Below are 10361 nucleotides of genomic sequence, written 5' to 3'. Positions count from 1 at the left end.
CGCGCCGCCTGTTTGGTACTCGATCACACGGGTTTCGAAGAAGTTCTTCTCTTTCTTCAAGTCCATGATCTCGCTCATCCACGGGAACGGGTTGGTGGTGCCCGGATACTCTTCTTTCAAACCAATCTGCGACAGGCGACGGTTAGCGATGAACTTGAGGTAATCCTCCATCATCGCCGCATTCATGCCCAGCACGCCGCGCGGCATGGTATCGCGCGCGTATTCGATCTCCAGCTGAGTCCCTTGCAGGATCATCTGGGTCGCTTCTTCCTTCATCTCGGCATCCCACAAATGCGGGTTTTCGATTTTGATCTGGTTGATCACATCGATACCGAAGTTCAGGTGCATCGACTCGTCGCGCAGGATGTACTGGAACTGCTCGGCGACGCCGGTCATTTTGTTGCGACGGCCCATGGACAGGATCTGGGTGAAGCCGCAGTAAAAGAAGATGCCTTCCAGCACGCAGTAGTAGGCGACCAGGTTACGCAGCAGTTCTTTATCAGTCTCGACAGTGCCGGTTTCGAACTTCGGATCGGAGATCGAACGGGTGTACTTCAGGCCCCAGGCAGCCTTTTTGGCGACCGATGGAATCTCGTGGTACATGTTGAAGATCTCGCCTTCATCCATGGCCAGCGATTCGATGCAGTACTGGTAGGCGTGGGTGTGAATCGCTTCTTCGAAGGCCTGGCGCAGGATGTACTGGCGGCACTCCGGGTTGGTGATCAGGCGGTACACGGCCAGGACCAGGTTGTTGGCAACCAGGGAGTCGGCGGTGGAGAAGAAGCCCAAGTTGCGCATGACGATGCGGCGTTCGTCGTCGGTCAGGCCTTCGGGGTCTTTCCACACAGCGATGTCGGCGGTCATGTTGACCTCTTGCGGCATCCAGTGGTTGGCGCAGCCGTCGAGGTACTTCTGCCAGGCCCAGTCGTACTTGAAGGGCACGAGTTGGTTGAGGTCGGCGCGGCAGTTGATCATGCGCTTTTCGTCAACGGCGACGCGGGCGGAGGCGCCTTCGAGTTCGGCGAGGCCTTCGGCGACGTCGAGTTTGTCCAGGGCGGCCTTGGCGCGGACGATGGCGGCGGAGTCACTGGCGGTGACGGCGCGGGCTTCAAGGGCGGCGGCAGCGCCGGCACCGTCGAGGCGGTCCATGTTGGCTTCGGTGGCGTGGCCGGCGTTGGCGCCTTTGATCACCGCTGCACCGGTGTCTTCGTTATCGACTTCATCCCAACTCAGCATCGAAATATTCCTTTCAGATCGGGTTTGACGGCCCTTGGAGCCGCCAAAAAATAAGTAAATTGCAGGCTTCAGGCATTGAAATACTGCGCATAGTGTGGTCGATAAATACCGATACTGCACACTATGTAGTGGTCTGTTCTGTTTGTGGGCACACTATATGGTGTGTGGCTACGATGGTCAACGCGCAAGAGGGCAGTGAATGTCGCAGGCCTGCCAGCCGACCTGATCAATGAGGCGTACGCGTTTCCCTGTGGACGCTGGCTTGCCTGCGAAGGCATCGCCCCGGTGTGCCTGATGAACCCGGGCTTCTGCATCGCCGGCAAGCCAGCTTATACATTCGGACTGAGTAAGGCTTAGGGAGCCCCACTCAACCTCACACACTGATCTTGATCTGCGCGCACAATCCGCCTTCCGGGCGGTTACTCAAGGTCAGCGAGCCACCAATCGCCACCACCAGTTGCTGGGCAATCGCCAGCCCCAGGCCGGTGCCGCCGGTGCCACGGTTGCGCGAGCTTTCGATGCGGTAGAACGGCTGCATCACCTGCACCAGTTCGTCCTCGGCAATGCCGGGGCCGTTATCCAAGACCTTGATCGACAATTCCCCGTTGGCCATCGAGCCCACTTCCAGTTGCGCGGAGCCGGCGAATTTCAGGGCGTTGTCCACCAGGTTCACCAGCACACGCCGCAGAGCGTGGGGGCGGGTATCGAGGACCACCGCGCTTTTGCCGCTGAGGCTGACGTGTTTGTGCATGTCTTGGTAGTCGAACACCAGGCTGTCGAGGAACGCGTCGAGGTTGATGCGGTGGCTGGCTTCGGTCGCACCGTGGACGCTGCGCGCATAGGCCACGCCTTCGCGTACCAGGTGTTCCATCTCGCTCAGGTCGCCCCAGAGTTTGTCGCGGTCGGCGGAGTCGTCCATGAATTCGGCGCGCAGTTTCATGCGGGTGATCGGGGTTTGCAGGTCATGGGAAATGGCCGCCAGGATCTGCATACGTTCCTTGAGGTATTCGGCGATACGTTTTTGCATTTCATTGAACGCGGCGGCGGCATGCGCGACTTCGGTCGGGCCATTCTCGTCGAGCAGCGTGGGATGTGCGTTGGGGTCCAGGGTTTCCACCGCGCGGGCCAGGCGCGTCAGCGGGCGGATGGCCAGGCGCACGGCAAACCAGGTACAGCCGAGCAGCAGTGCCAGTTGCAGCACCAGTACCACCGGCAACCAGTAGGCGACGGGGACCATCGCGGGGCGCACGTCAATGGTGATCGGGCTGCCATCCGCCAGGGTCAGGTGCGCCTGGAAGTGTTTTTGCAGGCCGGGGATGTCGCGCAAGGTCAGCGCGTAGCGTTCACCCAATGCATCAGCAATCGAGGTGGCGGCCATGGGCACAGCGTTGCTGCTCATCGGCTCACCGGTTTCGCCGTCGTCGAGCAGGTAGCGGTAATTCTGCCGGTCGAGACGCGGTAGCCAGCTGGCGCGCTCGTTGGCGGGCAGACGGTCGAGGATCGCCACCGAGGTGGACACATCGTTTTCCAGGTTGCCCAACATGGCGGTGCGCGCGCTGATGTAGCGCTCGTAGAACTGCGCACTGAAAGACAGGCCATGGGCGCAGACCAGGCTGATCAAGAAGATCAGCGACAACTGCGACGCCAGGGTGCGGGGCCAGCCGAGCTTGAAGCTCATTGATCGGCCCCGAGGATTTTCACCGGCAGCGAGAACACATAGCCCTCGCTGCGCACCGTCTTGATATAGGCCGGTTCGCGGGCGTCATCCAGCAGGCGCTGGCGCAGGCGGCTCACCAGCAGGTCGATGGAGCGGTCGTACAGGTCGGCGTCGCGGCCCTGGGTCAGGTTGAGCAATTGGTCGCGGTTGAGCACGCGTTGGGGGTGGTCGAGGAACACCCGCAACAGGCGGTATTCGGCGCCACTCAGGGCCACCAGGGTGTCGTCCGTGTCGAGCAGGTGGCGTGCGGTAGTGTCCAGGCGCCAACGGCCAAACCGGAGCAAACGACCGGTCTCGCTGATGATCAGGTTCGGCGGCAACATCCGTGTGCGGCGCAGTACCGCGTTGATACGTGCCAGCAGTTCACGGGCGGCGAACGGTTTGACCAGGTAATCGTCAGCGCCCATTTCCAGGCCGATAATGCGGTCGGTTTCATCGTTGCGCGCGGTGAGCATCAGCACTGGCGTGGCCTTGTGCTTGCCCACTCGCAGCTCGCGGCACAGCTGCAAGCCGTCGTCGCCCGGCATCATGATATCCAGCACGATCAAGTCCACCGGGGTGGTGTCGAGGAAGCTGCGCATCTGGCGCCCGTCGGCGACCACGGTGGTGCGCAGGCCGTTTTTCTTCAGGTAGTTGCCTACCAGTTCACGGATCTCCCGGTCGTCATCGACAATCAGGATGTGATCGACATGATCCATGCTGCCACCCTCGTTAAATACTCAGTGCGCGCAGTCTAGCCATTGGCGCCGCCGCTGCCTTGTGCCCTTTGTATTGCAGTGTATCTGGCGATAATGAGATACACGACGAAGCAAAAAAACGCTCAACGAACGTATCGGCCTGCGCTAGAGGGCGCTACCCAGCAGCGCCTCAAACACCTGCTGCACCCGTGGCTCGTCACTGTGGGCCACATTGAAGCGCATCAAGTCGCGGTGCGCCGGGTCATAACCAAACAGCGCGCCCGGCGCCAGCACCATGCCTTGTTTCAATGCCGCCTGGGCCATCTGCTCGCCGTTGATCCCAGGCGGCAGGTGCGCCCAGATAAACATCCCGCCTTCGTAACCCATGGGCAATTCGCAGCCGCAACGCTTGAGCCATTGCTCGACCCGCCCACCGGCCTCCATCAAGCGCTGCACCATGCGCTTGCGGTGCTTGGCGTAGCTGCCTTCGCTGAGCATGCGGTACACGATCTGCTCGAACAGCTCCGAGGTCACGCCGCCGCTCATCAACTTCATATTGGTCAGGTTGGCCGCCAATTGCGGCGCGGCGACCACGAAGCTGACACGGGCGTTGGCGCTGAGGATCTTGGAGAACCCCGACAAGTAGGTGACTTGGTCCAAGCCGGCGAGGGCAGCCAGGCGCGGCGGTGGGTTGGGGTGCAGGTCGCCGTAGAGATCATCCTCGACGATATGGCAATGGTAGTGCTGGGTCAGTTGCAACAAGCGAAACGCTTGGCCAGGGCTGAAGGAGTGGCCGGTGGGGTTCTGCAGCACGCTGGTGGTGAGGTACAGGCTGGGTCGGTGTTCGGCCAACAGTTGTTCAAGTGCAGTAAAATCAAAACCGTCGGGGCGGCGCTGGATCGTCACGACCTTGACCCCATGCAGGGCCAGGTTGGCGTGGAAGTTGAAGTAGCACGGCGTATCCAGCAGCACGGTGTCGCCGGGGCGCGCCAGCAGGCGCATCAGCATGTCCAGGCCTTGCACGGTGTTGGGGGTGGTGATGATCTGCTCCACCGATACCGACAACCCTTCGCCGTGGAGTTTCTGTTGCAAGGCCTGGCGCAACGGTAATAGCCCGGCCGGTGTGCCCAGCCCGGCGATGCGCAACGAGGGCGCACGCACCACGCTGCGCATGGTTTGGCGAATGGCTTCGCTGTCCAGCCACGCTTCCGGCAAGTGGCCGCCACCGGGGCGCAGGTCGCCATATGCCGTGGCAAGCGGGCGGCGCAGTACGCTGAGCAGGTCCTGAGGCAGTAAATCAACCCAGTTCGCCGTGGCCGGGCGCACGCGGTCTATTGCTACGAAATAGCCACGACCTTGACGGGAGGTCAGCAGATTGCGCCCGCGCAGACGGTCGAGGGCTTCGTTGAGGGTGAATTTGCTCACGCCCAGGGTCTGGGTCAGCTCGCGCACCGACGGTAACTGGCTGCCGGGCGCCCATTCACCGTTTTCGATGGCCTGGCTGAACGCCTCCACAATCTGTTGCACCTTAGAGGTGCCCTCTATAAAGGCAATGGCCGATACGAACATGCAAATTCCTTGTCTTTGCCGGTTATTTTACCGGTGAAGTTCGGGCGAATTAGGCCTCACTTTACCTGCCCTGCGCAACGCCCACTGCCTAGACTGCTGGCTCTCTTCCTCGGGGCCCCGGCCATGACCAGTGCGTTAACCCTCTCTTCGTTTCTCTACTTCCTGCTCTTTTGCGCCACCATGACGTTCAGCCCTGGCCCCATGACACTGCTGCTGTTGAGCCTGGGCTTGCGCGACGGCCTGCGCCGTTCGATCCCGGCGCAGATCGGTGCCAGTGTGTCGTACCTGATATCGATCCTGATCTTCGCCGTGGGCTTCTCGGAGTTGATCAAGGGCAACCTTGCCATCACCCAGGGCATCCAGATTGTCGGTGTGGCCTACATCCTGTACCTGGCCTACAAACAGTGGACCAGCAGCGGCCCGTCGATCGACCGCGTCGGCGCTGTGGAGGGCTCGCGCAGCCTGTTCGGCAAGGGTTTGCTGACCGGGTTTTCCAACCCCAAGACCCTCATCATGTTCAGCGCAGTGTTCCCGCAGTTCGCCGGGACCGGTGGGCAGGGTTCGACGGTGGACATTGCCATCCTTGGCATGACGTTCCTGGTGCTGCAATTCGCCAGCGGCTGCCTGTATTGCTACTTCGGCCAGCGCATCAAGCATGTGTTGGAAAACCCCAAGCGCCGCGTGGTGTTGCAGCGGGTCACGGCAGTATTGCTGCTGGGCGTGGCGCTGATGCTGGCGCGAGGCTTTTCCCACTGAGGGTTTTGAGCTTATGAAGGGTAGTGGCGATTTGCCGGTGCCCTGATAGACTCCAGGCAATCACTCAGGATTTCATCTCATCATGTCAGCTGCAGAAGGACACGGGCTTCGGCTTGCTTCACGGCTGTACAAATCCCGTACCCTCGGGCTGACGCTCGGCTTTGTGTGCGTGGTGTTCGGGATGTATCCGCTGGACCCCGCATGGTGGGTGTGGGCCTGGATGGTCATCAACGCGTTTGTCTGGCCGCACCTGGCGTTTCAACTGACCTTACGCACCGCCAATGCACTGCGCAGCGAACGACGCCACCTGCTGTTCGATTCGTTTTGCGGTGGGTTCTGGGTCGGCGCCATGCACTTTAATCCACTGCCCAGCGTGACCACGTTGTCGATGATGACCATGAACAACGTGGCCATCGGCGGTCCCCGCTTCATGCTGGCGGGGTGGGTGGCGCAGGCGCTCGGCATCGGCACCTCGTTACTGTTATTCGCCCCCGCTTTTATCGCGGTGACGACCCAAACCCAACTCTATGCCTGCCTGCCGATCCTGATGCTGTATCCGTTGGCATTGGGCTGGATCTGCTATCGCCAGGCGGTGACGCTGGCGCGCCACAAGCGCGAGCTTTTGGCGCTGAGCCGTACTGACAGCCTGTCCGGCCTGCTCAATCATGGCGCCTGGAAGGATCACCTTGAAATCGAATTCCAACGCTGCCGCCGAGGTTTCTCAGGCGGCGCCATCGCGTTGATCGATATCGACCACTTCAAGACCATCAACGACACCTACGGCCATGTCACCGGTGATATCGTCCTGCGCCAATTGAGCAAAGTCCTGCGCCAGAACCTGCGCGCCACCGACCTGGCCGGGCGTTACGGTGGTGACGAATTCTGCGTGATCCTGCCGGACATGCCGCTCAACCGCGCCACCGAAGTGATGGACGCGTTGCGCGATCGCTTCAACGCCCTGGCCTACGCCCAGGACCCGACCTTACGTGCCAGTTTGAGCATCGGCCTGGCGCCGTATCAGCCGACCCATGCCGACTCCACAAGCTGGTTGAACGACGCCGACCAGGCGTTGTACGAGGCCAAGAGCAGCGGGCGCAACCGCGTCAGCTCCACGCAGGGGAGTTGGTTGCGATCGGTCTAGTGGGGTAGGGTGTGGCGGCACCCTCCCACAAAAAACAAGGATCGGTTCATGCACTTCAACTTCCCGCGTACTCTCCTGGCCGCCACCCTGGCCTTGTCCTTCGCCGTGCCGGCCTACAGCGCCGAACCCCATAAACAGATCCAGGCGCAGTCCGAACAGTACAAGGCCGAAGCCCTGAAATTGCTGGAACGCCTGGTGAACATTGACTCGGGTTCGGGTTATGAGCCGGGCCTGACCCAAGTGCGTGACATCGCTGTTGATGAACTGAAACAACTGGGCTTCAGCATCGAGTTGGTACCGGATAAAGCGGCCAATAACAGTCATGTGGTTGCCACGCTCAAGGGCACTGGCAAAGCCAAGATCCTGCTGATGGCCCACATGGACACCGTATTCAAGGAAGGCTCGGCCGCCGAGCGACCGTTCCACATCAAGGACGGCCGCGCCTATGGCCCCGGCGTAATGGATGATAAGGGCGGCATCGTCGCCGGCATCTACGCGCTCAAAGTCCTCAAGGACCAAGGCTTCCAGGACTACGCACAAATCACCTTCCTGCTCGACGCCAGTGAAGAGACGGGCTCCGACGCCGCTTCTGAGCTGATTCGCAAAACCGCCAAGGCCCACGACGTTACCCTCAACCTCGAACCCGGCCGCCCAGCCGACGGCCTGGTAGTCTGGCGCAAAGGCAGCGCCACTGCCTTGGTAGAAGTCAAAGGCAAAGCCGCCCACGCCGGCGTCGCCCCGGAACTGGGCCGCAACGCTGCCATGGAGGTTGCGCACCAGATCCTGCAACTGGGCAAGCTGGGCGATGAAGAGAAGAAAACCACCATCAACTTTACCGTGCTCAAGGCGGGCGACCGTACCAACGTGATTCCTGACCAAGCTACCGCCAAGGCTGACGTGCGTGCGGCGTTGCCGGAAGAGTTTGATCGCATCGAGAAGGACTTGGCGCGGGTGTCGGCGAACAAGCTGATCCCGGACACAGAAGTGAAAACCACCCTGCAACGCGGCTTACCGCCGATGCCGCAGACGCCGGAGTCGGACAAGTTGGTGGCGATTGCCCAGGGGATTTATGGGGAGTTGGGCAAGAAGCTGACGATTGAAGGCAGTGGTGGGGCGGCGGATGCGAGTTTGTCGGCTGGGGTTGGGACGCCGACGTTGGATGGGTTTGGGATTGTCGGGGGGGGTATTCATACGGCGGAGGAGTATGCGGAGGTGGAGAGCGTGGCGCCGCGGGTTTATTTGTTGAGTCGGATGATTATGGAGCTTTCGAAGCGGTGATCTCTGCTGATTGAGGTTCTCTTGTAGTGAGCAGGCTTGCCCTGCGCTGGGCTGCGAAGCAGCCCCAAAACAGCCAATGCCTATTTAACTGAAAATACCCATTGTCTGTACTGGGACCGCTTCGCGGCCCAGCGCGAGCAAGCTCGCTCGCCACAGGAGGGCGGTGGTGTCTTGGAGAGCGGTGTTGGTTTTACCAAGTTGATGGGTCTTCGAGGCCGGCTTTTTCGAGGTCGTCCTTCCAGACCTCGTTGGCGAGTCGGTAGATGTCGACGAAGAAGCCTCGAGGATCGGCAATTTCGGTTTCGTCCCAAGCCATTTTTGAATACGCCTCTGGATCGTCCTCAAAGTAAGCGTGGAAGTTAAAGTCTTCAGTGTTTAATGCCTGAAGTAAGGTTTCTACTAGTCGGTACCTATGGCGATAGGAAAGCCTATTGAAAGGATCTAAGCAGTACTCACATATAAGCGCTTCCCTGTCTTTCTTTTCGTTAGGGTTGAAGCGGGCGAGTGCTTTCCCTTTGGTTTCCTCCCTGTCATAAATATCAAAAACGCCTACGAAATAGTTCAAGCTGGCATCGAAAGGTATGTGCTCGGAGGAAGGGTGAAATAGCATTTTTATTCCTTAATTGGAAATAGAGTAAAAGGCGTTCCGTCTTCACGAAATTTCATTTCTGCGCCATTCATTGAAGGGTTGAAAGTTGGATTGTTAGGGTCTTTCTTGTTAGGTCTGTAGCCACGTCCAGCTCCTGGTAATTCTAAGCGCACAATATCGTTTGTCTTGTCGTCAATGCCAGTGTAGCGCGGCAGGCCTCGTTCAACCCGAGACGTAGCCTTTGTCCATGCCTGAAGTTGGAGCTTCCAGCTGTTAAATTGGGAACTTGGGACGCCTTTTTTATTTTGCGGAGTTATATCTGTTATTGGGTCTGTTCCATTGATCGAACGCCTTCTTATCTTGTGACTCTCTACCTCTGGGCCGTGCTTGCCAACCATGTGCATGTCGTACTCTGCTTCGTATTCCAGTACTCGACGTTTCGCATTTGCTTCGGTAAGTTCCTCAATTCTCCTCTGTCTAGCTGTAAGCTGCGGCCCGGGAGTTCTTGGCTCATCGGAGTTGACTTTAACGGCATCAAAAGGACTTTGGGCGTTATAGGATGGTTTGCATCCAGCGGTTCCTGGGCAAGAAGTTAATCCCAGCGGATCCACCCATCCCGTAGGATTGGGCACGTACTGGTACGCATTGATCCCACCCGCCAATTTCACCGGATCGGGCGTCAGGTAACGACCAATATCCGGATTGTAGTAGCGGTGGCGGTTGTAGTGCAGCCCGCTTTCCGAGTCGAAGTACTGGCCTTGGAAGCGCAGCGGGTTGTCGACTTTTCCTATGTCGAGGCGGGTGATTTCGCCGTAGGCGCGGTAATGCGCGGACCAGACGATTTCGCCATCCGGGGCGGTGAGTTCCTGTGGGGTGCCGATGTGGTCGAGTTGATAGTGGTAGGGCTTGGTTTCTTTTGGGCCGAAACCTTCCAGTAGCACCAGTGGGCGAAAGCTGTCGGGTTCGTAGAGGTAGCTGCGGTGGTGATCCGCGTGGTGTTCGGCGATGAGTTTGTCGCCTTGCCAGAAGAACTCGGTGGTCAGGCCGTCGATGGTTTTGCTGATGCGGCGGCCGAAGGGGTCGTAGCGATAGCTGGCGGTTTGCCCGTTAGGTTGGGTGACGCCGATCAGGCGGTGCTGGCAGTCGTAGCGGTATTCGGTGACGAGTTGCTGGCCTTTGCCTCGGCGTTCACGGATCAAATTGCCGAAGGCGTCGTAGTCGTAGTGGCGGTCGCCTTGGATCATCAGGCGGTTGCCGGCGACGATGTCCGGGCCGGGGCGGTCTTGCATGAGCAGGTTGCCGGCCGGGTCGTGGCCGAAGCGTTCCTGCTCGCCTTGGGAGTGATCGGCTCGGGTCAGGCGGGCGAGGGGATCGTAGTGGTAGTGGTGTTCGCCTTTG

The 10361-nt window shown here is 59.7% G+C and carries 9 protein-coding genes; 3 read left to right on the top strand and 6 right to left on the bottom strand.

Going from position 1 to position 10361, the window contains the following annotated elements; all coding sequences use genetic code 11:
• The 4 genes from BFP95_RS06390 to BFP95_RS06375 form a co-directional block, all read right to left on the bottom strand.
• On the bottom strand, positions 1-1236 hold a 1236-nt coding region (locus tag BFP95_RS06390; RefSeq protein WP_065882057.1), incomplete at its 3' end, for a ribonucleotide-diphosphate reductase subunit beta.
• A 373-nt stretch (positions 1237-1609) separates the two neighbouring features.
• Positions 1610-2914, bottom strand: coding sequence for an ATP-binding protein (locus BFP95_RS06385; protein WP_065876406.1), 1305 nt, complete (start codon positions 2912-2914; stop codon positions 1610-1612).
• Entirely contained in the window at positions 2911-3651 is a 741-nt protein-coding gene (locus BFP95_RS06380; protein WP_065876405.1) for a response regulator, read from the bottom strand. The genes BFP95_RS06385 and BFP95_RS06380 overlap by 4 nt, the downstream gene beginning before the upstream one ends.
• Before the next feature lie 144 nt (positions 3652-3795).
• Complete coding sequence (locus BFP95_RS06375; RefSeq protein WP_065909627.1) at positions 3796-5199, bottom strand: aminotransferase-like domain-containing protein; 1404 nt, start codon at positions 5197-5199, stop codon at positions 3796-3798.
• 123 nt (positions 5200-5322) lie between these two features.
• Between BFP95_RS06375 and BFP95_RS06370 the strand changes: the two genes are divergently transcribed.
• The 3 genes from BFP95_RS06370 (at position 5323) to BFP95_RS06360 (ending at position 8374) form a co-directional block, all read left to right on the top strand.
• A complete protein-coding gene (locus tag BFP95_RS06370) occupies positions 5323-5955 on the top strand; it encodes a LysE family translocator (RefSeq protein ID WP_065876403.1) in 633 nt (210 codons plus the stop codon).
• 82 nt (positions 5956-6037) lie between these two features.
• Entirely contained in the window at positions 6038-7096 is a 1059-nt protein-coding gene (locus BFP95_RS06365) for a diguanylate cyclase (RefSeq protein ID WP_065876402.1), read from the top strand.
• Between the two features lie 48 nt (positions 7097-7144).
• Positions 7145-8374 (top strand): M20/M25/M40 family metallo-hydrolase, encoded by a 1230-nt coding sequence (locus BFP95_RS06360; RefSeq protein WP_065882059.1) that lies wholly within the window; start codon positions 7145-7147, stop codon positions 8372-8374.
• 190 nt (positions 8375-8564) lie between these two features.
• On the opposite strand, the gene BFP95_RS06355 is transcribed toward BFP95_RS06360, so the two are convergent.
• Positions 8565-8984 (bottom strand): hypothetical protein, encoded by a 420-nt coding sequence (locus BFP95_RS06355; RefSeq protein ID WP_065882060.1) that lies wholly within the window; start codon positions 8982-8984, stop codon positions 8565-8567.
• Positions 8985-8986: 2 nt separating this feature from the next.
• The coding region (locus BFP95_RS28795) for an RHS repeat domain-containing protein (protein ID WP_139115300.1) at positions 8987-10361 on the bottom strand (1375 nt) is incomplete at its 5' end.

This window comes from Pseudomonas sp. 58 R 12, assembly GCF_900005865.1.
Lineage (GTDB): Bacteria > Pseudomonadota > Gammaproteobacteria > Pseudomonadales > Pseudomonadaceae > Aquipseudomonas > Aquipseudomonas tritici.
Note: the sequence above shows the minus strand (reverse complement) of the source record. Positions and strands in the feature narration are given on the sequence as shown.

What these genes read in the sequence shown, in the direction of transcription:
- BFP95_RS06375 (WP_065909627.1), bottom strand. Translation starts at nt 5,199, where the DNA reads ATGTTCGTATCGGCCATTGCCTTTATAGAGGGCACCTCTAAGGTGCAA.
- BFP95_RS06385 (WP_065876406.1), bottom strand. Translation starts at nt 2,914, where the DNA reads ATGAGCTTCAAGCTCGGCTGGCCCCGCACCCTGGCGTCGCAGTTGTCG.
- BFP95_RS06360 (WP_065882059.1), top strand. Translation starts at nt 7,145, where the DNA reads ATGCACTTCAACTTCCCGCGTACTCTCCTGGCCGCCACCCTGGCCTTG.
- BFP95_RS06365 (WP_065876402.1), top strand. Translation starts at nt 6,038, where the DNA reads ATGTCAGCTGCAGAAGGACACGGGCTTCGGCTTGCTTCACGGCTGTAC.
- BFP95_RS06380 (WP_065876405.1), bottom strand. Translation starts at nt 3,651, where the DNA reads ATGGATCATGTCGATCACATCCTGATTGTCGATGACGACCGGGAGATC.
- BFP95_RS06370 (WP_065876403.1), top strand. Translation starts at nt 5,323, where the DNA reads ATGACCAGTGCGTTAACCCTCTCTTCGTTTCTCTACTTCCTGCTCTTT.
- BFP95_RS06355 (WP_065882060.1), bottom strand. Translation starts at nt 8,984, where the DNA reads ATGCTATTTCACCCTTCCTCCGAGCACATACCTTTCGATGCCAGCTTG.